The following is a 26,044-nucleotide window of genomic DNA, read 5'->3' on the forward strand; positions in this document are numbered from 1 at the left end:
ACATACAAGATTTCGAAACTGCTTCGTCCATTTAAGTAGGTGGAAAAGATAAAATCTTTTTCCTTAATATATGAATGTCATTCCACAGGCGTGTAGAGTGCAAACCTAAATGCCTAGATTATTTTCGACAGGGTTCTTTTCCTAGGAAATAAAATGTCGACGAATGTTGTCAGTATTTCCTGCCTTTTCGCAAAAAAAGAGAGCGAAATGATTCGCTCTCTTGCAGCTGACCTACCATGTAATTTTGGTCGCTTTTACTTCTTTTGGTGTAATCGTGTAAAGGTGGTCATCGATATATAGAATTCGTTGAACTATGTTCTCCCAGTCTTCATATAAGGTATTTTCTTGCTGGTGCGTTATTTTAGTGTGCAAGGTAAAACCTTTTTCCGGGTCAATCCCATAAACAATCGCACCTTCAAAGTCGAGACGGTAGCTACCGTCTTTTTGATTTTCATTGTATTTCGTGATTGGGAAGGCAAAAATATCTTTATCCTTGTTGAAAAGAAGTGCTTTATGATCATGATTTAAAGGTGATTGTGTGGATTGACCGCCGATAATTTCCGTGTGTTTTTCTAGCGGATTTGTCGGGTCACTCACATCAAACAAGGAAATCTTGACACCGTTTGTCATCACTCTAGTTCCCCATTGATCTTTTTCCACCTTCGTATCATACCCAAAACCAATCAGATGATTTTCATCATACGGATGCAGATAATTACTGAAGCCAGGAATCTTTAATTCCCCAAGGACTTTCGGTTCATTTGGATTACTCAGGTCAAAGACGAAAAGCGGATCTACTTCCTTAAACGTCACCACATATGCTTTATCCTGCATGAAGCGGACTGAATAGATGCGCTCGCCCCTTGCCAAATCTTCTACACTGCTGATTACATTCATTCCTTCATCCAAAATAAAGAGGTGGTTGCTTGACGGAGAGTGTTCATCCCATGCCTGCCCTTTAGTTGCTGCCACTCGGAAATGCCCCTTATACTCATCCATGGAAAATTGGTTTAAAAGATGACCAGGAATTGCTCCATTTGCACGAAACTCGACACTCGTGCCATCTACGGCAAATTTATATACTTCTGTACTTTCATTATTTGTCCAATGTGGCCCATACCCATAGTTTGGTACCGCAACGTAAAGATTTTCTTTTGACATATAAATTTGGTTTCCGCTACCTACATATGTGGTAATGGACGCATCTTCTTGAGGTTGGTTTAAATCGATGGTGGCAATAGTCATAAAATTATCTTCTGTGGAATCAGGGAAATAACGGATATCCTCATAAGGGACTCCTTTTAATTCTACCTCTTCCTCACCTTGTGTATCGGATACTCTGGGTCTCAAATCTGCCTCAGGGTGCTCTTCAAGCATCCAAAAATCAGCGTATTTATTAGCAATTAAGTAAATATGATTATCAATTTTCCTGCTGGAGACATAATACCCTTCCAAGGTAACTGTTTTTTGAACAACAGGATTAGATCTATCGGTAATATCATAGATGATGGCTCTAGTTGCCTCATGCACTGGCATGATCTTATCCTCTTCACTGCTCTTCGTTCCACCATACATCATTTTTTCATCCCAGTGATTACCGATGACCACTAGTTGATTCCCATCCAGAAACAGTTGGTATGGATAAAAGTCTTTATATCGAAGCTCTGTCACAACGGTCATTTCCTCTACAGGTTCTGCCTTAGTGATTTTCAGCTTTTGGTCGGTTGCTTGGTAAATGAAGTCTCCATCTGTTTTCACAATGTCCGCTTCATCTACCCCCTGAACCTGGACGTTTGTTTCGGAGTGGCCACCTGCACTACCATTAGATTCACTTTCTTCTGCCGTATCGGCAACTGCAGCCCCATCACTATCATCAGAGCCTGTCGATTCATCTCCACCAAAGCTAAACAACTGTTTACTTTCTTCCCTCTCTGCTTGCATTTGTTTGAGACGGGCAGTGAACAATGAATTTAATTCTGTATTGGAAGCAACGGTCGGCAATTGTTTCATAGCTGTAAACTTAATCTTCTTTTGTTTTCCTAGCGTTTTTCCATCGACCGATTCAATATCCCCACTGATGTGAAGCTCATACGGCCCTTTGCTTGGATCATAGCCACCCTCAGGAGGAGATAGCGATACAAAGTCTTTGGTAACCTCAAGTACTGTCTCTACCTTTTTGCCGTCTTTATCCGTAACATAGATAGACTCATTCTCTTTGATGCTATCCCGCTGAAACTCTTTGGTAAAAGTCAACAACCATTTTTTATCTGAAAGTACGGTTTGGGTATCTTTTTCAGAGTAGGGATTGCCGGTGCCATTGACTGCGAAAGGTTCTCTTGATTGATAGATAAACGTAAAGATGATGGCCAATCCCACTATAATAGAAGAAAAGATAATTACCTTTTTTTTCATACAACTGCCCCCTTTTATACGGTTAGACGAGGGCGATGTTAAAAAGTTACATTGGAGAGAGGGGAAATGTTTTTGAGTTGGTCGACTGAGGCTTCTCTGTGACGTGATGGGGTAGATTTTTATAGAGAATAGGTGAAAATGCTTGTGAAATAGCTTCTTTTTTAGCTCTCAAAAACGGTTCGGACACTTTTAGGTTTGCTTTGGTCAATTTCCTTATTTGGATAGGGTGTATTCGGACAAATTAAGATCCTGTTTGGACTACAATTCTTTGGGTTTGGTCATTCTAAAAATTGGTTCGGTCACTTTCTCGCAAACTTCGGTCAAAAACACAAAATCTTCGGTCAACTTCTCCAAAACTTCGGTCACTATCGGAAAATCTTCGGACATTTGACTTTCTCACCCAAGATCTCCACTCACTGCCGCCCCGAACATCAAACCCATTAACCATAAACCTTCCCTCTTCTCCGCCTAAAAGTCCAAAAACTAACCAGCAATCCAATTTTAAAAAACAAAAGCCAGCAGACCATCAAACTCATCCGCTGGCTCCCCGGGCACACAAATATACCAAACTCTATGCCATTATCTTCTCCTTCAGCTCATCAAGCCCGTAACGCCCGACAAACTTAGCAAACTGCTCACGCTTTTTGCCTTCTGCAGCATATAAATCTAATAATCTATCAATCAACACATACAACACGTCTTCCTCCAAACCACCTGCAAACAATACTCCTGTTCTGGCATCCAAGCCTTTCGCTTTGCCGCCGACATAAAGATCAAATCGTTCACCGTGCTGTTTGATCACGCCAATATCATTAACCAATGGCTCACCGCAGCCGACCGGACATCCCGTATACGCAGGCTTCAATGTGAAAGGAACCGGTCTCCCAGCAATGCGTCGATTTATTTCTTTTGCCACAGGCATCCCTTCTTCCAGCTCCCCTTTACAGAAGTTGCAGGTGCGTAGACTTTTGACATAATTGCCGACCGGATAGCAGCTCAGACCGACGCTTTCAAAGTCGGCCTTGGCTTCTTCCAACCTACTCTCTGGAACATCCACATACAATTGTTGAAAGGTAGTGACTTCTAACTCCTGTTCTTCTCCCATATAGCGTGCAAGCATCAATAGTTGTTTGCCATTCAATTTAGCCCCAAAGTCAATGCCACCGTTGACCGCGAGCTTGATTAGTTTTTCCCCCATTGCAACAAGTCCCCTTTATTCCGTTATTTCCAACACATATGGGAAGGCGTACACTTTCCCATCCAGCTTGAATTCTGCCCACAGTTTATACATGCCAGGCTCGCTAAAGTGGGCTTCAAACACTGGTTCCTCTCCTTTGCGAGGGTGTACATGGATAAACTCATCTAACGCTTCATCCACAACGACCACATGTCCGAGTGCACCAAGATAATCCTCAGGCTCAGCCCCTTCTATGTCAAAAGAAAGCACCACGTTTTCTTTTACCGAAAAATTGTTGACATCAAGCGTTACTGAATAGTCCTCTTGTTCCTTCTGCCATTGTGTTTCTGGATCTAAATGGATTTGAGCATCCTCATGACTGTCATGTTCCCCAACCATCAATGGGTGAGCTTCATTCACATACTGTAAATCACTCGGTTTGATATCCACAAACGCTTGGTACATGCCATCCTCTAAATCTGCCTTCGCGGTGAAAACACCAGCAGAAACCTTTTCTGGATGCAAATGCTTGAATTCCTCCAAGTCCTCACTTATTACAATTAGATGCATAAGTTTCTCATGACTTACTTCAAGGTCATCCATTGGGTTACCTTCAAGATCTGTCAATGTGATGGTCATTTCTTCACCATCTATCTTTACATCTGCTTGAACTTCACTAGTAGACTCTCCTTCATGATCGCCATGATCATCGTGCCCACCGTCATGTCCTTCTTCTTCATGATCACCATGCTCTTCTTCCTCGCCGTGCGCATTTTCACCCTGATGTTCCTCATGACTGCCTTCATCCCCTTGAGACACGTCTTCACTTGCATAAAACGCATACGCCGTATAGCCCCCGATAACCAACAACAGATAAACAAGCGCAGATCCAATCCATTTTTTCATCGTGTTCCCACCTTATTAAAGTTTCACTTTTTGCAATCTGAGTGCATTCAAGACAACGGACACCGAACTGAATGCCATCGCCGCTCCTGCTACCCATGGTGCCAAGAAGCCTAATGCCGCAATCGGGATTCCCATAGAGTTATAAGCAAATGCCCAGAACAAATTTTGCTTGATGTTCTTAATTGTTTTTTTGCTCATAACAATGGCATCTGCAATGCTGTTTAGGTCTCCGCGCATTAACGTGATGTCGGCTGCTTCCATCGCTACATCTGTTCCTGTTCCAATGGCCATTCCGATATCTGCTGTTACCAATGCTGGTGCGTCATTGATGCCATCGCCGACCATCGCGACTTTCTTGCCTTGCTTTTGAAGCTTTGCGACTTCTTCTGCTTTTTGTTCGGGAAGCACTTCCGCAATAACTTGATCAATTCCCGCTTGATGAGCAATTGCTTTTGCCGTGCGCTCGTTATCTCCCGTCATCATCACCACTTCAAGACCCATTTCCTTCAATCGTTTAACTGCTTGTTTTGATGTATCCTTTATTGTATCTGCAACAGCGATGATGCCTTTGTACTCACCATTCACCGAAACGAGCATCGCCGTTTTCCCATTCATCTCAAGCTCACGAACCACCTCTTCTGCATGCTCGACGGCTACATTGTGCTTATTCATTAATTTACGTGTACCAACCACTACTCGGTCCTCACCTACAACCGCTTCGATACCATAGCCGGGTATTGCTTCGAAAGAAACCACAGACCCAAACTCGATACCTTTAGCTTGGATGCCTTCCACAATCGCTTGTGCCAATGGATGTTCCGATTGTTTCTCCGCAGCACCAACCATTGCTAGAATGGACGCTTCATCCTCACCGGACTCCAGTTTTACATCTGTTAGAACAGGAGCACCATTTGTAACTGTACCTGTTTTATCCAACACCACAGTAGTAATGCGGTGAGTCTGTTCTAAGTGCTCGCCACCTTTAAATAGAATGCCAAGCTCCGCTGCCCTGCCAGATCCCGCCATAATGGATGTCGGCGTCGCAAGGCCAAGCGCACACGGACAAGCAATGACCAGAACTGCAATCAGATTCACTAAAGCTTGTGCGAAGTTTCCAGGATCGACGATAAAGTACCAAACTAAAAACGTCAGAATTGCTATTCCAACAACGATAGGGACGAATATGCCGGAAATCTTATCTGCGAGTCGCTGAATGGGTGCTTTGGAACCTTGAGCTTGCTCTACAATCCGAATGATTTGTGCAAGAGCTGTTTCTTTTCCGACTTTTGTCGCTTTCACTTTTAAGAAGCCATTTTTGTTAATGGTAGAACCATAGACAGAATCTCCATTTTTTTTGTCGACAGGGATACTCTCTCCAGTCAGCATGGACTCATCCACTGCTGATTGCCCTTCCACAATTTCCCCATCCACAGGTACTTTTTCCCCTGGCTTAACGGAAACAATATCTCCTACAAGGACTTCTTCTAATGGAATTTCTATCTCTTTACCATCTCGTAAAACGAGAGCTGTTTTCGCTTGCAAGCCCATCAATTTTTTTATCGCCTCTGAGGAACGCCCTTTCGCTCTCACTTCAAAAAGCTTTCCTAAAATAATGAGGGTGATGATCACTGCACTCGCTTCAAAATACAGCTCGACCATATGCGCTCCTGAACCAATTGATTCAATGGATAAATACAAGCTGTATACATAGGCAGCAGAGGTCCCTAGTGCAACCAGTACATCCATATTCGCGCTTTTATTTTTCAGCGCTTTATACGCACCCGTGTAGAATTGCCAGCCAATAAAAAATTGAACAGGCGTTGCTAATGCGAGTTGTACCCACGGGTTCATTAGCATATCAGGCAAATAAATAAATGAGGTAAAGGAAAAGTGACTCACCATTGCCCATAGTAGCGGGATTGTCAGGATTAATGAGAAAACAAATTTTCCTTGTTGCTTTTCTAATTCCTTTTGACGGAAGTTCTCGGCACTTTCGCTTTTCTCTACTTTTTCCGTAGCACCGTAGCCAGCTTTTTCAATTCGGGCAATGATGTCAGACGGCTTTAGCGTGGAGGGATTATATTCTACTGTTCCGCTTTCTAGGGCAAGGTTCACATTAGCAGCATTTACCCCTTCCATTTTCCCGAGTACTTTTTCAATTCGACTGGAACAAGCGGCACACGTCATCCCGGTGATAAGAAACTCTGCTTTTTCTTTCACTACATCATAGCCAAGATCCTGAATTTTTTTCTCTATTTCTTTTTCAGACACTTGTTCCGGATCATAGGTGACAGATGCGTTTTCAAGGGCAAGGTTTACATTGGCAGCTTCGACTCCAGTCAGTTTGTTCAGCCCTTTTTCCACGCGTGTCGAGCAAGCCGCACACGTCATCCCAGTAATCTGTAACATGGTTTCTTTTTTCTTTTGATCACTCATCATACTGACCTCCTTTATACCCATATGGGGTATATTGAACTTCAAATAAAACGTGCTGTTCTCGTAAGAAAAGCACGTATCTAACTAAATTGGTTATGCTACTTCATAACCTTCTTCGTCGATTGTTTCTTTAATTTTTTCCACTGTCACTTGCTCGCTTTTGTATTCTACTGCTACTGTTCCGGATGCCAGATCCACTTTAACAGAATTCACGCCTTCAAGTTCTCCAACGCTTCCTTCTACAGCTTTTACACAATGACCGCAAGACATTCCATTTACTTTTAACGTTACTTGTTCCATGTTTATCTCCCCTTATTTCATCAGTCTTTTTACTGTAACTAACAACTCATCAATTACTTCAGTGTCACCGTCTTGAATTCTTTCTACGATACAGGATTTCATGTGTTCCTCTAAAAGCATTTTGCCAAGACCATTTAGAGCAGATTGAACAGCTGAGATTTGAGTGAGCACATCATCACAATAGGTGTCCTCTTCAATCAACCGTTTTACCCCACGTACCTGACCTTCGATACGATTCAAGCGCGATATCAACGCCTTCTTTTGCTCTGCGGAATGGTGACTTTTCCGCTCACCCTTTTCTGTATGGCAACAATCTTCATTAAACGTTTCAACTGGAAGGTTTTCCATCGTTCTTGACCTCCTATCCCTTTTAAAGTAACATACCCCTATACGGTATGTAAAGTAATTGAATTTATAATTTTAAAATAATTTGCGAGAGGGACTTTATCATGTGGAAAGATCAAGTGTTGGAATGGTTTGCAGCAGTTGGACCGTTTGCCATCCTACTTAGTATTCTAATCAATTCCATCATAAGCATACTAGCTTTTATGCCAAGCGTTTTCCTTACGGCTGCCAACCTGGCATTCTTCGGCTTTTGGCGGGGAACGTTGATCTCTTTTTTAGGGGAGTCCATCGGAGCAGTCATCAGTTTTTGGTTGTACCGTAAAGGCATAAAAAAGTTTGCCCCTGATGCGTTGATGAAAAATAAATGGCTGGTGAAATTACAGGAAACAGGTGGCAGGGAAGCATTTTTATTAGTATTGGCTTTGCGTTTGTTTCCATTTGCCCCGTCTGGACTTGTGACACTTGCTGGTGCAACAAGCCGGATCAGCTTGGTCGGGTTTGCGGTCGCAAGTACAGTCGGAAAGATACCTGCTTTGATGTTAGAAGCTTTTTCTGTTTATCAAGTGCTGCAGTGGAATACTGCAGGCAAGGTAATCTTGGCTCTTGTGGCGGTTGGGGTTGTCGTGTTGGTGTTACGTGGGCGATTGAAGAAGTAGCAACTACGAAAGATAAGGCCATTATTCTAAAAGCTTTAGTTGATTGGTTAAATGACGCTGTTCCTTTCCGCAAATGGCTTCGCTTTCCGCGGGACGGTGCCTTGAGCCTCCTCACTTCGTTGAGGGGGTCTCAACCTACCGTTACTCCCCCGCTGAAGTCTTCGCCCTTTGCTCCAATTCACAGCTAAAAATTGAGTAGATGTTACGTTTATGAATATCCAGTTAACTCGGTTAAATACTTTTTCATAAACCCTTAAATGAATGAAGTCACCTAGTTGAATGGAGTGGAAGGCGCGCAGACGCCCGCGGGAGGAAGGGACAGGGAAGACCCCACAGGGCGAATGCCCGAGGAGGCTTCCGGACCGCCCGCAGGCAAGCGAAGCGCCTGGAACGGAAATCAACTGAATTATAAGCTTTCTTATCTTAATAAAACAGAGCCTCTACTAAAAAGGCTCTGTCACTTCTCTTTTATTCGTCTATTAAAAACTTCTCCTCCGAAACATGCTCAAGCAAAAAGTCTTCTACATCATTTCCGTAAAAGCTTAAATGATGCAAGGGTCTTGTCATCGCCACATATAGCAACTTCACGTCAATTTCCGTTTCTGTGAAAACTTCATCTAGCGTGCACAATAGCACTGCGTCGAATTCCAGTCCCTTTGCCAACTGGGCATGGACGATGACGACATCCTCTTGATTGATTTCCTCATTTTCCCGTAGCAATTGCACTTGCAAGTCTGTATGACGGCGAAGCAGCCCCTCAATCTTCTTGCATTCTTTCTCCGTTTTTCCAATTACCGCAATTGTTTTTCGGCCGTCCACCGAATACAACTTCTTAATCTCAGCCTCTAGCACTTCTGCCTTTTCAGCAGCGCTATCACCATATGTAGACCATTTATGAAAAACCGGCTTCGCACCGTGCCTTACCACTGGCTCCACTTTTGGTAGTTCAAAAGGTAATAGCTTCAAAATGTCATTGGCCGTTTCCATGATTTCCACTGTTGTACGATAACTTTTTTGCAATGTTGTGTAAGCAGCCCTTGGAAAAATTGCTTCCTTTACTTTGTTCCAATCCTGAATTCCTCGATAGGAATGGATTCCTTGAGCTAGGTCCCCTACGATGGTGAACATATCTGTTTCTAACGCACTTTTCAAAGCTGCCAATTGAAAATAGCTGTAATCTTGCGCTTCATCAATTACCACATTTCGAGCACGGAGATCTTTATCTATTCCGTACAAATGATGCTGCAGATAAAGTAACCCTGCCAGATCTTCTAGCTCATACTGCTTCTGTCTATGCAATTTCACTTGATAGTCGACAAAGTACTTAATCTGATAGTCATCCAAATAATCACTTGCATACTTCGCAAAGGTAGCCCGGTCTGTTACCAGCTCTTTAAAATAGTGAAAAAGGGTGTGCTTCGGCAACTTTCTGATAAAGGCGTTAACAGCGGTTCTGGACTCCCGTTTTATCTCTTCTATCATGGCATCTTTTTTGTCCATCGCTTTTGTCACATAGCTTTTTCTTTTAACTGGGTCTAGGTGCATATTAAACAGGGCTTTGTCGAGCTTCTGGTCGTAAAACTTCTCTACTTTATGCAAAAGCACTTTTTTCTCCGTACGTACATAGTTTTGCAGGACACTTTTCACCTTTTCTACTCGACGATAATACGGGAGGTAGGTATATTCGTTGCGAATCAGGTTCTCCATTTTTTCAGCGGTGTAGAGTTTGAATTTAGAAGTCAGGTAGAAATCTTCTGTTGGAATGAGTGTTTCTAAGATGTCAGATAAATAGCGGTCCATGATGTCCTTAAATTCTAGCGAACCTTTAAAGCTTGCCAACCATTGGACCATTTCAGGATCCTCATATTCGTGGTTAATGAAGCCCATCAACTTCTCGGACGGAGGTCGCAATTTCACCTTTTTGCCGATGCAGCTTAAGACAAAATCAATAAAGGTCGTCTGTAAGATCCGGTCCACCCCAAGCTCTGGGAGCACTTCAGAAATATAGTCGATGAATAGATTGTTCGGTGCGAGGATCATCAGTTGTTCCGGTCGGAATTGATCTTGGTAGGTATATATGAAATAAGAAATACGGTGAAGCGCAATGGTGGTCTTTCCGCTTCCTGCCGCTCCTTGCACGATAATCGGTTTATTTAAATCCGCTCGAATGATTCTATTTTGTTCCTCTTGAATCGTAGAGACGATATCAGTGAGGCGGTTGCTGGAACTGCCCGAAAGTGATTCTTGTAACAGCTCGTCCGTCGTCGTCAAATCAACATCCCTTATGTCTTGAAGCTCGCCGTCTTCCATAATATATTGCCGTTTCAGAGAGAGATAGCCGTCATACGTTTCCCCTTCCGCTTCATATTCCACTTCACCAAGCCTGCCGTCATAGTAAAGGTTTGCTATCGGAGACCGCCAATCGACAATGATCGGGTCTTGCGTTTCCCTATCAAAAAGGGAGGCTTTACCAAAATAAAGAATCTCCTCTTCCTCTTTGCCGGCCCGCTTGTAGTCTATTCTTGCAAAGTAAGGCTTATGGTAGATTTTCTTGAGGCTACGAATCTCTTCTGTCGAACGCTGGAGCATGTTTGCATTGGTGAGCATGTTCAAATAACTTAAACTACTGTCTGAAAAATCAGTTCCATCCAACGCTTCTTTAAAGCTCGATTTAAAGGATTCCTCATCCAGCTCTGTTGCTTTGATGACAATGTCCATATACTTTTTGGTAAAGATAAGCCGTTCCACTTCCTGATCAAAATCAGGGTGTCTTTTCTTCATTTCTGCCAAACTCTTCACTCTCCCGAGGTTTATGTAGAGACGCAAAAAACCATGAACTAGAGTTTTTCTCCATTCATGGTAACTATCCCTTAAGGAACCTTTTCAAAGTACGCAACGGTTTTCTGTTCTTTTTTGCCGGAAAAATAATTATAACCGCTTACAAAACAATTTGCAATTTTCCATCAGATTTCATTCTTTCCCTTGTCAGCTACCATTTTTATATGTAAACTTTTATTGTTGTTAAGTTTACATATAAATTACACAGTAACATTGTTGATTGTAGTGGAAGGCGCGCAGACTCCTCGAAAATGCTAACGCATTTTCTTCGTGCGATGAAAAGCTGCGAAAGCCTTCCTTGTCCTACGGGAGGAAGGGACAGGGGAGACCCCGCAACGAAGGAAGCCACTGAAAAAGACCTTGATTTTGAAATTTTACTAAACACCGCTGTTGATTTCCGCAAATGGCTTCGCTTTCCTAGGGGCTGACGAGAGCCTCCTCGGCTACGCCTGCGGGGTCTCCACCTAGCGCTAGCTCCCTCAGGAGTCTTCGCCTTTTGCTACAATCACCAGCTAGGAATCATAAAAAACTTTACGTTATCAGTTTTTCAGTGGCTTCCAACGAAGTGAGGCTCGCGGACCGCCCGTGGAAAGCGAAGCGCCTGGAACGGATATCAACAGTTCATGTAAAAACTAATAGGAGTGATTACTTTGACTTGGAAACAGCTAGCAGAAAAAGTGGTAGACGGCTATCGTATAACACCGGAAGAAGCACTACAAATATTAAAAGAAGACGACGACAACGTATTAGAACTCATCCAATCAGCCTTTCATATCCGCAAACACTACTACGGAAAAAAAGTAAAACTAAACCTAATCATCAACGCCAAAAGCGGCTTATGCCCAGAAGATTGCGGCTACTGCTCCCAGTCCATGAAAGCCGACACTGAAATTGACAGCTATCCGCTTGTCAGCAAAAAAATTATCGTCGACGGAGCCAAAGAAGCCAAGAAGAATAAAATCGGTACCTACTGTATCGTTATGAGTGGCCGCAAGCCTACAAACCGAGATGTGGACACGGTGGTACAAGCCGTTCAGGATATAAAAAAAGATGTAGACAATATGAAAATCTGCGCATGTCTAGGGCTAGTAAACGATGCACAAGCCAAACTTCTAAAGGAAGCCGGTGTGGACCGCTTTAATCATAATATCAATACAAGTAAAGGGCATCACAGCGAGATCACCACGACTCATGATTATGATGACCGCATTCGCACACTTGAAACATTGAAAAGTGCCGGAATCTCCCCTTGTTCTGGTGTGATTTGTGGAATGGGTGAAACGCTTGAGGATATTGTAGAAATGGCATTTTCACTGAAAGAATTAGATGCCGACTCCATTCCAGTTAACTTTCTCCACCCTATAGAAGGAACGAAGCTTGCCGGCATGGATGACTTGACCCCATTAAAATGCTTGAAGATCCTAGCCATGTTCCGATTTGTGAATCCAACAAAAGAAATCAGGATTTCCGGAGGCCGCGAATACAATCTTCGTACACTTCAGAGTATGGGGCTTTACATGGCAAACTCTATCTTTGTTGGAGACTATCTGACCACTAGCGGCCAAGCATCTAACCAGGATTACCAAATGATCCAAGACCTTGGTTTTGAAATTGAAGAAAATGCATTTGAAACAGAAAGCCAGCAATTTGCAGGTGTATAAGCAGATTTCCTAGAAATGGACAGTGGAACAGCTAGTACCACTGTCCTTTTTAAACACCTATAGAGAATTTTTCATTCATTAGCGCAAGTCGGTAAGGTGACAATTCTCCTGTCATGATTTCGCTTGATACGGCAGGATCGTTATTCATAAACCTTTCTGCTTCCGTTTCATTTCTTGCCAAGAAAATAACTATTCCAAACCCGGTTTCATCCGTTTGTTCGGTTCTTCCTGCAAGAACGACCACTCCACTTTCCACATTCTTTTTCAAGTAGGAAAAATGCCGAGATACTATTGTTTTCTCCTCTTCCGTCCAACACTCCGGATCATATAATCTTTCTGGCAACCTAAGTAAATAGATATAAGTTTGCATGCTCATGGATTTCCTCACTCCTTTTCTTCCCTTAAATTTCTACAAAATTTGAGGAAATCCTTTTTTCAGTCACGTAAAAGAGGGACAGCACAAACTGTCCCTAAAAATACATTTTATCATCCGTTCACTACCGTCCCGCCGTTAATATGAATCATTTGACCGGAGACATAAGAGGAATCATCAGATGCCAAATAAACATAGGCAGGAGCTAATTCAGCCGGCTGACCGGGACGTCCCATTGGAGAATTGGTTCCGAACTCCTCCACCTGTTCACCGTCAAAGGATGCTGGAATGAGCGGAGTCCAAATGGGACCAGGAGCCACACCGTTCACCCTGATTCCACTGCCAACGATATTCTCTGACAAGGAACGCGTTAACGCTACAATTGCTCCTTTGGTTGCGGAATAGTCCATTAATACAGGCATTCCTTTATATGCCACCACAGAAGCGGTGTTGATAATGGAACTTCCTTTATCCAGATATGGCATTGCCGCCTGGATAAAATAAAAATAGGAAAAGATATTAGTCTGGAACGTACGCAACAATTGCTCTTCCGAAATATCCTCAATCTTCTCCTGCACATGCTGTTCAGCGGCATTGTTTACGAGAATATGTAATCCTCCCAGTTCTTCCGCTGTCTGCTTAACAACATCTGTGCAGAAATCCTTTTGGCCAATGTCACCGGAATACAACAGACATTTGGCGCCATATTGTTCTACGATTTGTTTTGTTTCTTTTGCATCCTCATGTTCATCAAGGTAGACAATGCTGACATTTGCTCCTTCTTTGGCATAGGCAATGGCGACTGCCCGGCCAATCCCGCTGTCGCCGCCAGTGATGATGGCATTTTTCCCTTTTAGTTTACCGCTACCCTTGTAGTTTGGGTTGTCGCAGATTGGTTCTGGAATCATATCGTTTTCATCACCAGGTTGTTTACTTTGTTCTTGTGGCGGTTGGCCCTCTGTTTGTACGGAATAAAATCGTTCTTTACTCATTTTCTTCACTCCTTTTTTTCACTATTAACACCTCTGTTGATTTCCGCAAAAGGCTTCGCTTTCCGCGGGGCGACCTTGAGCCTCCTCACAACGCTTCAGGGGTCTCAACAATGTCGCTACTCCCCCGCAGGACAAGGAATGCTTCGGCAGCGATACATCGCACGAAGAAAATGCGCAGCATTTTCGAGGAGTCTTCGCCTTTTGCTCCAATCACCAGCTGAAAATCACACTCACTTTTTTTATTTCCAAATGATAAAGAGCAGCCTTTGTTTTTCGGCTGCCCTATGGTTCTTTTCTATGGTTGTGGCACTTGTTAATTGGAGTTCGAGTTGTTTCCGCCTTTTTGGCCAATTTCTTCGAAGTGCTCTTTGCCATGTTCATTCAGCGTTTTATTACCGCCCTTTTGACCGATTTCTTCGAAGTGCTCCTGGCCATGCTCCTGCTTTGTTTTTTCTCCGCCCTTGCGTCCGCGCTCCTCATACGTCATTGTGGAACTGTTAGAGTTATTAGAGTTGTTGCTGTTATTACTATTGTTATTGTTGTTAGCCATCTTAAATCCTCTCCTTTAAGTAGTTTTTAAAAGATGCTTAAGTACTGACCTACATCCAACCGTCCACTTCACGTTCCGCCTCTTCCCTCGACTTCCCGTGGCGTTCCTGAATTTTGCCTACCAGCTTATCACGATCACCTTCAATTTGTTGAAGATCATCATCCGTGAGATTTCCCCATTTCTTCTTGGCGTCACCTTTCATCTGGTTCCACTTACCTTTCATGGTTGTCTGATTCATAATCAACATCACCTCCCACTTCAATTTGTGACATCTGATAGCTCGTCACTAGTTACTTCATTCCTCTTCCACATATTTTAAAACCTAATTTTTGGAACAAACTCTTTTTCCAACTTTTGTCCTAATCTACTCCTATAAAAACAATTAAAAAAAATATTGGTTTAACATTTTTCACGCTAGGGAATTACCTTCTGTGTAGACGTTGAAAAAAATACCAAAACTATATTAGGAGGAAAATCACATGTTATGGACAATCTTTGTTGTACTTTTAGTTCTATGGTTACTTGGTTTCGCGATGGAAATTGGCGGAGGACTGATTCACATTCTTCTAGTGCTGGCTGTATTGGCTATCGTGTTTAACCTTTTCGGAAGAAGACGTGGCGTCAGGTAACAAATAGCCAATTATTAGTAGGAGTAGCAGACGTGGCTGAAGGGTATACCAAACTTACAGCTACTATGTCAGATGTTTAGGAGGCATTTCACTATGTTATGGACAATCTTTGCAGTCTTACTTATTCTTTGGTTACTTGGATTCTCTTTTGATATCGCAGGGAACCTCATTCACATTATCCTTGTTTTAGCACTAATCGCATTAGTCTTTAACCTATTTGCTGGTCGCAGAAGGCCTTAGGTATAGAAAGTAAAGAAAAAAGCTGGAAAGAATCAGTGTTGGTCACTGAAACTTTCCAGCTTTTTTGTGTTAAGAAAATCATACTGACACCGCTGTTGATTTCCGCAAATGGCTTCGCTTTCCGCGGGGCGGCCTTGAGCCTCCTCACAACGCTTCAGGGGTCTCAACATTGCCGCTACTCCCCCGCAGGACAAGGAATGCTTCGGCAGCGATACATCGCACAAAGAAAATGCGTAGCATTTTCGAGGAGTCTTCGCCTTTTGCTCCAATCACCAGCTACGATATCTCAGCTACTCCAATATTCTCTTAGCTTCGAAGAAACGTTGGAGGCCGGTGATGATTTCGACTGCCAGAAATAGTAGGGTGGTCCAGAGGACAAATGCTGGTAATAGCATCATGAGGGTAAGTAAGATAAAGCCTTCTGTTCTTTCCGCAAGTCCGGCCTGATAGTAAAAGGACTTCATTCCCTGCTTTTCAGAAACCGCTCCAACCGTCAAAAATACCGTAATTGAAAAAATGATGGACACGCTTAATAATAATAACGCCCACTGTATTTCTGGGTAGACAAACGCCACACCGAGGATGACACTGATCTCAACCAGTCGGTCAAACGTAACATCCATCACCGTTCCCCATGGAGAAGACTTGGTTTTTCTGGCCATGGTGCCATCGACCGCATCAAGAAAGCCCGAAATCCACAAAACCAATACTGCTAGGATTGGCAGGCCAAAATAAAAAAAAGCTCCAGATGACACGCCGATACAGAATGAAATGATTGTGACTTGATTTGGTGTCAACCCGAACTTCAACAATTGCTCCGCCGTGTTTGATATCAATGGTTGTACATATTTACGGGCATGTGTATCTAGCATAAGAACCTTCCTTTATATGAGGAGTATTTTAAAAATCAATTCTTAAAATGAATGATATCCTGTTCTTTTTGAACCGTTACCCATACTTGTTGGGATAGGTCCAAATCTTCCGTTGAAGGAAGTGTGAGCTTTTGATTGAGTTCTTCCAGCTGTATATCATAAAAAAGACTGCCATGTTTTACTTTTTTCTGTACTACTGAGCCTCTATATGACTGGTAAATGGACTCTGAGTCTTTTTTCACTACCTTTAACTTTTTTGAATGAACAAACGACTTCTTACCTATCAGAAGACCATCGGAATAAAATTTTGCGACAAAGGGTGTTGACGGCTCCTCATACACATCTATCGGAGCACCAACCTGTTGGATTTTCTGCTCGGCAAATACCACAACCCTATCCCCCATCAACATCGCTTCTTCTATATCATGAGTGATAAAAAGGCTTGCAATACCTTCTTCTTTCAACAAATTTCTCACCCATATTCGTAATTCGTCCCTTTTCTCGTTATCGATACTGCTAAAAGGTTCATCCAAGAGCAATAGTTGCGGATTAGTGATCAGTGCCCTAGCCAGCGCAACCCTTTGCTGTTGTCCGCCTGAAAGCTCGAAAGGATAATTTTTTCCGTAGCCATCAAGCCCAACTTTTAATAAGAAATTTGTAGCCATCTCTTTTCGCTTGGCTTTTGACCCTTTTCTTTTAAAAGATAAACCAATCATGACATTTTCCAAAACTGTCATATGCGGAAACAAAAGGGGCTGTTGAAACATCATGACAATAGGACGCTGATTGGCGTGCATGGAGGTGATATCCTTTTGCCCCACTTTGATGGTCCCAGCTGAAACAGGTTCCAGTCCAGCAAGGCACTTCAATAAAGTGGATTTCCCGCTTCCTGAAGGACCGACAACACTGATGATTTCACCCTGATTGATTGTCAAATTCATATGACGGATGATGCTTTTCTCACCATATTTTTTGGATACGTTTTCTATCACTATTTTTTCACTCAATCTAAAAACACCCTTTTCTGATAAGGAATCACCAGTCGAAACACTAGTTCAAACCCGATCATCACACAAATAGGAAGCAATGCAAACACGATGGAAAAGCTCGCAATGACTGCTTCGTCCACTGACGACAGGAACGGAAAATATAACATAGCCAACGTCAATACGTTTCCGCCACCGATGATGGACGTGAGCGCATATTGGCTTAAGGATATAACAAAAATTAAAAACACCATACTACGGAAGCTTGGCAATAATTGCGGCAAATAAATTCTGTAGAGGATTGCCCCTTTTGTGCCTCCGAGCGAGCTTGCTTGTTCTTCCCACTTCTGTCCAAGTCTTTCAAAGCCCGATCTTAAAATTTTTATGGAATATGGTACCGTCGGAATAAGGTGAACGAGTACGACACCTAGCCACTGATCCGCCAAACCAAGTTGTATCATGGTAATATGAATACCCATCGCCACGGCGAGACTCGGGATGAGGATTGGAAGGAGAAGCACCACTTCAACCAGCGTTTTCCCCTTAAAAGAGTGAAAGGCAAGTGCCCTTGCGGCTGGTACAGCAATGACCAGGTTGAGGAGAATAACGATAATCCCAATCAAAAGCGTCATTCCAACAGCAGAGTAAAAGCGCGCATCATTTAGCAGGACGGTGAGACCTCTTCCAGAAAAAGAAGTGGGGATGATTTCCCCCCACCTCCAACCGTAGGATATACTCTTCACCAGCAATAACAGGACAGGAAAAAAGAGAACAAACGCAAAAATGATATACAATAAACTCCAGTTTCTATTCCTTCTCATCTTACATCCCGTTTCCTTTCATCAACCGGTACCTTGATCTTGAAACCAAACTTAACAGGACGATAAGCATCCCAAAGATAATCGCAGTCACTGTCATCATCACAGCAAATGATTCCGGCCTTTTACTCCAATCTCCCTGGTAAAACCACTCATAGGCAAGGACAGAGACCATTTTCGGATAGGTCGTGCCAAGTAAATAAGGCACCTCAAATGCCGCCAAGATAAAGGCAAAAACAATCAGCCCCGCTTCCATCAGCACTGGAAACAACCATGGCCACTCGACTGTTTTAAACACATGCCATTTGTTGCCGCCAAGCGTCCTCACCACATTTGGTAAATCGCGGTTTAGCTGTGCATAGACAGGGAGGAGCATAAGGACGACAAAAGGAATCTCTTTTAGCGTGTAGGTAATGATGATCCCAATCCCATAGCGGTCATTGGTCAGGACAGGAAACTGATCTGGACTATCTATGATGGACAGTTCATGGAGCAGGGTGGAAAACCAGCCAGTCTGCGAGAAAAGCAAAATCATCATATATCCCCAAACAAAATGAGGAAATAACATTGGCAGCCAAACAACGGTTCGTGCCAACTGGTTTTTCAAGGTTTCAAATAGAAATTTTGTTAGTAAAAGTCCTAATAGGAGAGACAGCGTCGTGGAAACGAAGGCAATACTGAGACTATATTTCAACGATTGCAGGAATGCCTCGTTTCCGAATATTTTTTCATATGCATCCAGCGAAAAACCGTTCAAGGTTGTCACACTCTCCTGTGCCGCCATAAAAAGTCCATACACGACAAGGCAGAATGTAAAAAGAAAAGCCGGAAGGAGTGCAAGACTCCAGCTATTGCTTTTGAACCACTTCATTGACCCAATGCTCCTTCAACCAGTTCACATATTCCGCATCCACTTCCGGTAACAGGCTTTCGCTTAATTTTTCCGGGGATAGGACAGAAGCTCCGCGATCCATGTCAGCCAGCTTTTCTTTCGCCTCTTCTGGCAGCTTTGTCGGATCCAGTGCCATATTTTCACCCCAATAAGTGGATTCGTATTTGGCAAGCTGGGCATCTGGGGACATCAAGAAATCAATGGCCGCCATCGCCCCTGCTTTATTTGGGCTGTTAAACGGGATGGCCAGGAAGTGCGTATTTCCGATAGAACCTGAATCTAATACAAAGGATTTCGTACTTTCAGGGAATACGCCGTCCTTGATAAGACTTTCCGCTCTCGCCTCGTTATAACCCATCGTCATCCACACTTCCCCTTGGCTATAAAGGCGATCCAGATCCGTTAGAGTTGCCGGGTAGGTTTCGCCATTTCTCCATAGGGAGGGTTGGATTTCACGGAGGTAGTTCCAGAGGACGTCTTCGTGTTCCGCTAAAATCTCTTCATTGTAGGCGTCTTCTAATAATTTCTCCGGGCCGCCGACCGCATCATACAGGACATGCCTTAAGAACGCGTTACCTGTAAAATCATTTGCCTCGGGGTATGTGAACTTTCCTGGATTTTCTTTTATCCAAGCTTTTAGCTCTTCTAAGTTTGCTGGCGGGGTCTGTACTTTTTCTTCGTCATAGAGGAAAACGAACTGCACTTTCCCCCATGGTGCCTCCAGTCCTTCTACTTCTGTACCGAAATCGTATTGGACGTCGAGGCTCTCTGTGTCTACATAGTTTTGGTAATTCGGGAGTTTTTCACGGAATGGTCCGTAAAGAAGTTCAAACTCTTTGGCATTCTTGAAGTTCTCCCCGTTTATCCAGATAATATCGATGGTCCCTTCTTCTTTGTTTGCACGCTTTTCCGTCGAAAGTTTTTGCAGGATTTCATTCGTATCCATCGGGACTCGCTCTAGTTCGATGTTATGGGTTTCTTTTAGATTTGGTGCGACCCATTCATCCATGTAGCGGTTGATTCCTTCATCTCCGCCCCACATGAAAATTCGGACCGTGGAGCCTTCAGCGAGGTCAGTGATGTCGCTCCACTCTTTTTCTTTTAGTTCTTCGCCGGCAGTGTCGCTGTTATTTGAGTTTGTGTTCGAGCAGCCAGCTGCGGCAATTAATAGAACGATTATTATTGATACTACCAGTAACCTAATCCTGAACACGGGCTTCCCTCTTCTCTCTTTATCGAATCTATCTCTATCTATATATAACACTATCCTCTTATACTTTAAAATGTTGGTATGTTTGTGGTGGGTTTAGGTTCTTTAGGAACCTAACGTTTTTGGTGGAGATTTGGATCACTTTTGGGGTAACTTTTTGGTGGGAGGGCTTATGGACGAGGGGCAAGCGGAATGATTTTACTTCCATTTCAGGCAAATGTCCGAAGATTTTCATTTTTTGACCGAAGTTTTGGAGTTTTTGACCGAAGTTTTGACAAAAGTGACCGAAGATTTCCGGAATTTGACCGAACGAATTTTTCAGATGACCGAACGTCTCGAAATGTTGACCGAACCCCGCAGTGTAAATGTCCGAACCCTAACAAAAAACAGGTTAAGTTGTCCAAAGCTCCCACTTAATTGACCGAACGGTTTAAAAGCATCAAAAAACACTTAAAAATCATCTAAAAAAACGCACAGATTAACTCGCCAAAAGAATCAATCCATGCGTCCATCTATCAGAAGAGACCCATCTTATTTCGTCAATGCATCCGTCAACACAGGAACAACTTGCTTCTTACGGGATACAACACCCTTCAATAAAGCTGTGTTATTTTCAAGAGTTACATTGTACGCTTTCTCCACAACTGGCGCCTGGGAACCAAGTGCAAGTGCAACAGAATCATTTTCTAAAATATCCGTCACGACAAGTAAGAACAAATCTAAGTCCTTATCCGCAACATTAGCAGTGATTACTGCTTCCAACTCTTCTTGTTTTGCAAGAACGTCATTTGTGTCAACCGTGTTTACTTGCGCGATTTCCACTTTGTAGTTGCCCATTTGGAATTCTTTCGCATCTAAAGAGATAAGCTGTTCTACTGTTTTGTCGCTAAGGTCCGCTCCGGCTTTTAGCATGGCAAGACCGTACTCTTCTGCATTCACTCCTGCGATTGCAGCAAGTTCTTTTGCAGCTTGCACATCTTGCTCCGTGCAAGTTGGAGATTTGAACAATAGAGAATCAGAAATGATGGCAGAAAGCATTAAACCAGCAACTGGCTTAGAGATTTCCACACCATTTTCCTTGTATAGCTTGTTTAAGATTGTCGCAGTGCAACCAACAGGCTCTGCACGGTAGTATAAAGGATCAGCCGTTTCAAAATTTGCGATTCGGTGGTGATCGATTACTTCCAACACGCGAACTTGATCGATGTCACTTACGCTTTGTTGGCGCTCGTTGTGGTCGACCAAAATTACTTCCTTCACTTCATTTGCAACAGTTTCTACTAAACGCGGCACTTCGCTTTTGAATTCTTTTAACGCATATTCCGTTTCACCGTTTAATTCACCTAGACGAACAGGCTCCGCGTCCATGCCTAATTGCTTTTTCAACTCTGCATAAGCAATTGCCGAGCAGATGGAATCTGTATCTGGGTTTTTATGTCCTAGTACTAAAACTTTTGTCATGAGTACTCTCCTTGCGTATATGTTTTATCGAGCTAATTGTGCTAACTCTTCCACTTTGTATATTACCTTAAAATTTCTTCTGATTCAAAATGAAATTATGTTCCTCTACTAAAGGCAGGAACTTTTTTACTATTTTTTGTTTTATGTTTGCCTTTACGAATTCTCTCTTCCTTTTACATAGCCATAATTTCACGAAAATAGTACCACAAAATCATTCTGAAGCTCTCATCAAGGGGAATACTATCCAATTTAAAAAAACTGAATATTCTTATAAGAATTTGAACCTTTATTACCTCTTTCTTACAATTAATGTACGGAATATCTTTAGCTTTCCGAAATACTAGTTTGCTAGGAGGAACAAAGTTGAAAAAGAACTTTCTCGTAAAAACTTCTATTGCAGGGATGCTCGTCTTTTCTGCTATGGCCCCTATGACGTTTGCCCATGACAGATTAGATGAAACTGGTTTATTAAAAGGGGAACGGACACTGTATGATGATTTAGCAGTCCCCCAACTTTACGGCAGTAAAAACCTGAAACACCTTAAAGAAGTGGCTGCACCTGAAATGAGAGTAATTAGAGAAGATGGCAAACAGAATACTTTTGCAGATGTATATTCCCATAAAGGCTATGCCTATGTAGGAACCCACACCCGAAACGGAGCAAATGGCGGAGTGCGGGTATTTGATTTAAAAGATCCAGCCAACCCTAAGGAGATTTCCGTGTTTGCACATGACGCTATCCCTGGAACATGGCAGGAGAAAGTTATTGTAAAATCCGTTAGTACACCTGACTTTAAAGGTGACCTTGCTGTGGTCAGCGTGCAGCAATTGAACCGAAATAACCCCAATTCTAAGGGCGGTTTCCTTTTATATGATGTGACAAATCCAGCTGAGCCGGTAAAGCTTGGATTCTGGGAAGTGACAAAACAGACGACAGGTACCCATGAATTGTATTTGACCACCCAAGGCAATCGCGCATTGGTGCTTGCCGCAAGTCCTTATGCAGATTATTATAGCCATGGTGAGTCCCGTGATTTCCAGGTGGTGGATGTCTCTAATCCAGCTGAGCCGACAACCCTTTGGCAGTTTGATCCTAGGGAGCTTCCAGAAGTAGCAGAAGACTTTAACGGCTATCACTGGCAATCACCTGATGGCAAGACCCGCCCTGTATTCAATCATAGCGCCATTGCTGATGAAAACGGCCGCTATGCATATGTATCCATGTGGGACCTGGGAACGGTCATTTTTGATTTGAAAGATCCGGAAAACCCTGAATACCTTGGACGTACTGATTTTGCTGCGGATCAACAAGGCTCTGCCCATTCAGCTGCACTGGCAAAAGGCGGGAAGATTCTCATTGAGACGCGTGAAGTGTATCAGCCTTTAAAATCAGGTTTTGAAGCTGCATTCGGATATACACGCATTTTCGATATTAAAGATAAGACAAATCCAGTCTTATTGAGCGAATTCAAAACAGACCTAACTCATGATATTCCTGAAGGTGCGCCACCTACCTATGCGACGTTCTCCAAAACGGTGCATGATCCAAAAGTTCACGGAAACACATTATATTTGAGCTATTATGCTGGCGGGGTCGTTGCTGTAGATATCACTGATCCAAGTGAACCGACAGAGGTTGGCAGATATACCCCTGAGCGATCTGATGTATGGGGTGTATTTGTAGACAGAAACTATGTCCTTGCTTCCGATATTGGGTCCGGATTAAAGGTATTATTGAAAAATAACAGCAATAAGTCGGATAAATTTGTAGAATAGTAGGAAGAAAGCGTCGAATCAAATGAGATTCGTCGCTTTTCTTGTTGAATGGGAGTTGATTGGACCGAGTAGGAGCGAGCTGATGCCATATTGGGCCAAGTTCGTGCCGAAACGTGGCAACCTCGTGCCAAAATCCCTCCTCCGTCCTCCCTCATCACCGCTCTTCTTTTCCAATGAAAAATTCCCCAAAACACAAAAAAGGAACGCCTCCACTGAATGAAGACGCTCCCGTTTTTCCAATTGTTGTACTTAATCCAGTTGCCCAACAGCCGTATCTTCAGTCACTCTATGTTGCTGACCACGTCCTTCCAAACAAGGCTCAACCGTTCGCGCTTCCTGGCTCTCTTTTTCATTCGTCAGCACCAATATTCTGCCGTTCTCTACATCGGTTGCATACATTGGCGCATCTCTGTCTGAGAGCCCTAGCTCAAGCAGCTTGTTGCCCACTCCTCTTGGTGCCTGTGCCTCATCTGGCAAGAAAAGCTTGTCGACCATCGAATCGTCTTCTTCTGAAGTAATGTGTTCTACCCTCGTGCCTGTGGGGTAATCCGAACCAATTTCATCGCCAAGCGCAACCACGACAATTTCTTCTGCACGGTATCCCTGGACAATCAATCCTTCTACTACATTTCTAGCTTTTTTCTCTGTATCATATACACCTAATATCGTTTTTTTCATTAATGTTTCCTCCTAGGAAAGAATAGTTCTTTTCTCTATACATTCCCCTGTGGAAGCAGTTGAAACACACTTACATAATTTGCCTGTAACTTATCCGAATTGGGCATGATGCAATCTGCTATAGATTCCTTCCGCCTCAATCAGTTCCTCATGTCTGCCTTGTTCTGCAATTCCATCTTTTGTTACAACCATAATACGGTCTGCATTTTTGATGGTGGCAAGGCGGTGGGCGATGACCAGCGTTGTCCGGTCTTTGGAAAGCTCCGTCAACGACCCTTGGATAGCTCGTTCCGTTTCCGTATCAAGTGCGGACGTCGCTTCATCTAAAATAAGGATCGGTGGGTTCTTCAGGAAGATCCTTGAAATGGCAAGGCGCTGCTTTTGACCGCCAGACAATTTCACTCCACGCTCCCCAATGACGGTATCAAGTCCCTGTGGTTGTGTGGAGATGAATTCATCCAGCTGGGAACGTCTTGCTGCCTCCATAATTTCCTCATCTGTCGCATCAAGTTTCCCGTAAGCAATATTTTCTCGGATGGTTCCGGAAAAAAGAAACACATCCTGCTGCACGATACCTATTTGGCTCCGCAAGGATTCGAGCGTCAATTCGCGCGTATCATAGCCATCAATGAGGATGCTGCCTTCCTCTAATTCATAGAATCTAGGCAAAAGACTGCAGAGTGTTGTTTTTCCTGCTCCTGAAGGCCCAACAATCGCAACCGTTTCTCCCGCACGGACTGTAAGATTGATATTTTTCAACACCCGCTCGTTACCCCCATAACCAAACGATACATTTCGGTAGTGGATTTCCCCTTCGAGATCTGCATGGACCGCACCAGGGGCGTCTGCAATATCCGGTTCCGTATCCATGATTTCTGTATACCGTTTGAATCCCGCAATCCCCTTTGGATAGCTCTCAATTACCGCATTTATTTTCTGGATAGGTCCTAGTAATATATTGGACAGAAGAATGAATGCAACAAACTCCCCGTAGCTAAGCTCCCCGCGGATAACGAAGAAAGTGCCAAATAAGAGTGTAAATAATGTGACTAGACGCATCAGCATATAGTTAGCTGTGACATTTTGAGCCATGATCTTATAAGAAGCGAGTTTCGTAGAACGATAGCTTTCATTGTTCACGGCAAATTGCTTCTGTTCGTGTTTTTCATTCGCAAAAGCCTGCACCACCCGGATTCCTCCGATGCTATCCTCCACTCTTGCATTAATTTCAGCCACGTCACTGAACATTCTGCGGAACGTACGTGTCATTTTCTTGTTAAAATGGATGGCAAGAATCATTAGTAGGGGAATGACAAAGAAGGATAGAATGGCAAGCTTCCAGTTGATGGTGAGCATGATGAAAAACGCCCCTATAAGCGTCATCAAGGCCACAAACACATCCTCAGGTCCGTGGTGGGCAACTTCTCCGATCTCCTCTAAATCCTTGGTTAGCCTAGAGATAGAATGCCCTGTTTTATTGTTGTCATAATAACCGAATGAAAGCTTCTGCATGTGCTGAAATAACTTTCTGCGCATGTCGGTTTCAATATTGATCCCGAGCATATGCCCCCAATAGGTCACTACATAATGAAGCCCTGTGTTGATGGCATAGATGGCAAGCAACCCGATGCACGCCCAGACGATAAGTGTCCAATTTTCCTGTGGCAAAAGCCTATCAATTACCTGATTTACTGCAACCGGAAATGCAAGTTCCAACAAACCTACCAAAACGGCGCAGGAAAAATCCAAAATAAACAGCCACTTATATGGCTTATAATACGAGAAAAACCGTCGTACCAATGCTTCCACACCCTTTTTTATTTGTTATGTATCTTG

General features: G+C 43.2%; 24 protein-coding genes. 5 read left to right on the forward strand and 19 right to left on the reverse strand.

Annotated features, from left to right (window positions below; genetic code table 11):
• Positions 1–231: 231 nt before the first annotated feature.
• The 6 genes from HC179_RS12360 to HC179_RS12385 all read right to left on the reverse strand — a co-directional run bounded on the left by HC179_RS12360 (position 232) and on the right by HC179_RS12385 (position 7,579).
• Complete coding sequence (locus HC179_RS12360) at positions 232–2,412, reverse strand: beta-propeller domain-containing protein (protein WP_168864563.1); 2,181 nt, start codon at positions 2,410–2,412, stop codon at positions 232–234.
• A 571-nt stretch (positions 2,413–2,983) separates the two neighbouring features.
• Positions 2,984–3,610: an NAD(P)/FAD-dependent oxidoreductase gene (locus HC179_RS12365; protein WP_168864564.1), complete on the reverse strand. Its 627-nt coding sequence runs from the start codon at positions 3,608–3,610 to the stop codon at positions 2,984–2,986.
• A gap of 15 nt (positions 3,611–3,625) precedes the next feature.
• On the reverse strand, positions 3,626–4,495 hold the full coding sequence (locus HC179_RS12370; RefSeq protein WP_168864565.1) for a hypothetical protein: 870 nt from the start codon (positions 4,493–4,495) through the stop codon (positions 3,626–3,628).
• 15 nt (positions 4,496–4,510) lie between these two features.
• Positions 4,511–6,931, reverse strand: a complete 2,421-nt coding sequence (locus tag HC179_RS12375) for a heavy metal translocating P-type ATPase (protein WP_168864616.1) — start codon at positions 6,929–6,931, stop codon at positions 4,511–4,513.
• 93 nt (positions 6,932–7,024) lie between these two features.
• A complete protein-coding gene (gene copZ / locus HC179_RS12380) occupies positions 7,025–7,231 on the reverse strand; it encodes a copper chaperone CopZ (RefSeq protein ID WP_168864566.1) in 207 nt (68 codons plus the stop codon).
• A 12-nt stretch (positions 7,232–7,243) separates the two neighbouring features.
• Positions 7,244–7,579: a metal-sensitive transcriptional regulator gene (locus HC179_RS12385; protein ID WP_240948525.1), complete on the reverse strand. Its 336-nt coding sequence runs from the start codon at positions 7,577–7,579 to the stop codon at positions 7,244–7,246.
• Between the two features lie 101 nt (positions 7,580–7,680).
• Here HC179_RS12385 and HC179_RS12390 point away from each other — a divergent pair, with 101 nt between their 5' ends.
• Entirely contained in the window at positions 7,681–8,232 is a 552-nt protein-coding gene (locus HC179_RS12390; protein ID WP_168864567.1) for a TVP38/TMEM64 family protein, read from the forward strand.
• A gap of 468 nt (positions 8,233–8,700) precedes the next feature.
• Here the strand turns inward: HC179_RS12390 and helD are convergent, their stop codons facing one another.
• Positions 8,701–11,013 carry an RNA polymerase recycling motor HelD gene (gene helD / locus HC179_RS12395; RefSeq protein ID WP_168864617.1) on the reverse strand — a complete coding sequence of 771 codons (2,313 nt, stop codon included), beginning with the start codon at positions 11,011–11,013 and terminating at the stop codon, positions 8,701–8,703.
• Between the two features lie 707 nt (positions 11,014–11,720).
• Here helD and bioB point away from each other — a divergent pair.
• Positions 11,721–12,731, forward strand: a complete 1,011-nt coding sequence (bioB, locus tag HC179_RS12400; protein ID WP_168864568.1) for a biotin synthase BioB — start codon at positions 11,721–11,723, stop codon at positions 12,729–12,731.
• 49 nt (positions 12,732–12,780) lie between these two features.
• Here bioB and HC179_RS12405 read toward each other — a convergent pair whose 3' ends face one another.
• The 4 genes from HC179_RS12405 to HC179_RS12420 form a co-directional block, all read right to left on the reverse strand.
• Positions 12,781–13,107 (reverse strand): YciI family protein, encoded by a 327-nt coding sequence (locus tag HC179_RS12405; protein ID WP_168864569.1) that lies wholly within the window; start codon positions 13,105–13,107, stop codon positions 12,781–12,783.
• A gap of 110 nt (positions 13,108–13,217) precedes the next feature.
• On the reverse strand, positions 13,218–14,096 hold the full coding sequence (locus HC179_RS12410; protein ID WP_168864570.1) for an SDR family oxidoreductase: 879 nt from the start codon (positions 14,094–14,096) through the stop codon (positions 13,218–13,220).
• Positions 14,097–14,409: 313 nt separating this feature from the next.
• Positions 14,410–14,646 carry a stress-induced protein, KGG, repeat-containing protein gene (locus HC179_RS12415; protein ID WP_168864571.1) on the reverse strand — a complete coding sequence of 79 codons (237 nt, stop codon included), beginning with the start codon at positions 14,644–14,646 and terminating at the stop codon, positions 14,410–14,412.
• Positions 14,647–14,695: 49 nt separating this feature from the next.
• Complete coding sequence (locus HC179_RS12420) at positions 14,696–14,884, reverse strand: CsbD family protein (protein ID WP_060666147.1); 189 nt, start codon at positions 14,882–14,884, stop codon at positions 14,696–14,698.
• 241 nt (positions 14,885–15,125) lie between these two features.
• Between HC179_RS12420 and HC179_RS12425 the strand changes: the two genes are divergently transcribed.
• Both HC179_RS12425 and HC179_RS12430 read left to right on the forward strand, forming a co-directional pair.
• Positions 15,126–15,275, forward strand: coding sequence for a lmo0937 family membrane protein (locus HC179_RS12425; protein ID WP_148989869.1), 150 nt, complete (start codon positions 15,126–15,128; stop codon positions 15,273–15,275).
• Positions 15,276–15,368: 93 nt separating this feature from the next.
• The gene (locus HC179_RS12430) at positions 15,369–15,515 is read left to right on the forward strand and encodes a lmo0937 family membrane protein (protein WP_010195114.1); all 147 of its coding nucleotides are present in this window, start codon (positions 15,369–15,371) and stop codon (positions 15,513–15,515) included.
• 290 nt (positions 15,516–15,805) lie between these two features.
• Here HC179_RS12430 and HC179_RS12435 read toward each other — a convergent pair whose 3' ends face one another.
• The 6 genes from HC179_RS12435 to HC179_RS12460 all read right to left on the reverse strand — a co-directional run bounded on the left by HC179_RS12435 (position 15,806) and on the right by HC179_RS12460 (position 21,754).
• Positions 15,806–16,387, reverse strand: coding sequence for a CDP-alcohol phosphatidyltransferase family protein (locus tag HC179_RS12435; protein ID WP_168864572.1), 582 nt, complete (start codon positions 16,385–16,387; stop codon positions 15,806–15,808).
• Between the two features lie 35 nt (positions 16,388–16,422).
• Positions 16,423–17,394 (reverse strand): ABC transporter ATP-binding protein, encoded by a 972-nt coding sequence (locus HC179_RS12440; protein ID WP_168864573.1) that lies wholly within the window; start codon positions 17,392–17,394, stop codon positions 16,423–16,425.
• On the reverse strand, positions 17,391–18,194 hold the full coding sequence (locus HC179_RS12445; protein WP_168864574.1) for an ABC transporter permease: 804 nt from the start codon (positions 18,192–18,194) through the stop codon (positions 17,391–17,393). The genes HC179_RS12440 and HC179_RS12445 overlap by 4 nt, the downstream gene beginning before the upstream one ends.
• A gap of 1 nt (position 18,195) precedes the next feature.
• Positions 18,196–19,062, reverse strand: a complete 867-nt coding sequence (locus HC179_RS12450; protein ID WP_168864575.1) for an ABC transporter permease — start codon at positions 19,060–19,062, stop codon at positions 18,196–18,198.
• Positions 19,040–20,296, reverse strand: a complete 1,257-nt coding sequence (locus HC179_RS12455; protein ID WP_168864576.1) for an ABC transporter substrate-binding protein — start codon at positions 20,294–20,296, stop codon at positions 19,040–19,042. Before HC179_RS12455 ends, HC179_RS12450 begins: the two co-directional genes overlap by 23 nt.
• Before the next feature lie 528 nt (positions 20,297–20,824).
• On the reverse strand, positions 20,825–21,754 hold the full coding sequence (locus HC179_RS12460) for a manganese-dependent inorganic pyrophosphatase (protein WP_168864577.1): 930 nt from the start codon (positions 21,752–21,754) through the stop codon (positions 20,825–20,827).
• A 363-nt stretch (positions 21,755–22,117) separates the two neighbouring features.
• Here HC179_RS12460 and HC179_RS12465 point away from each other — a divergent pair, with 363 nt between their 5' ends.
• Positions 22,118–23,530 (forward strand): LVIVD repeat-containing protein, encoded by a 1,413-nt coding sequence (locus HC179_RS12465; protein WP_168864578.1) that lies wholly within the window; start codon positions 22,118–22,120, stop codon positions 23,528–23,530.
• A gap of 249 nt (positions 23,531–23,779) precedes the next feature.
• Here HC179_RS12465 and HC179_RS12470 read toward each other — a convergent pair whose 3' ends face one another.
• Both HC179_RS12470 and HC179_RS12475 read right to left on the reverse strand, forming a co-directional pair.
• Positions 23,780–24,208: a general stress protein gene (locus HC179_RS12470; protein WP_168864579.1), complete on the reverse strand. Its 429-nt coding sequence runs from the start codon at positions 24,206–24,208 to the stop codon at positions 23,780–23,782.
• A 90-nt stretch (positions 24,209–24,298) separates the two neighbouring features.
• Complete coding sequence (locus HC179_RS12475; protein WP_168864580.1) at positions 24,299–26,008, reverse strand: ABC transporter ATP-binding protein; 1,710 nt, start codon at positions 26,006–26,008, stop codon at positions 24,299–24,301.
• Between the last annotated feature and the right edge of the window lie 36 nt (positions 26,009–26,044).

It is taken from the genome of Bacillus sp. RO1, assembly GCF_012524115.1.
Classification (GTDB): Bacteria; Bacillota; Bacilli; order Bacillales; family Bacillaceae_I; genus Sutcliffiella_A.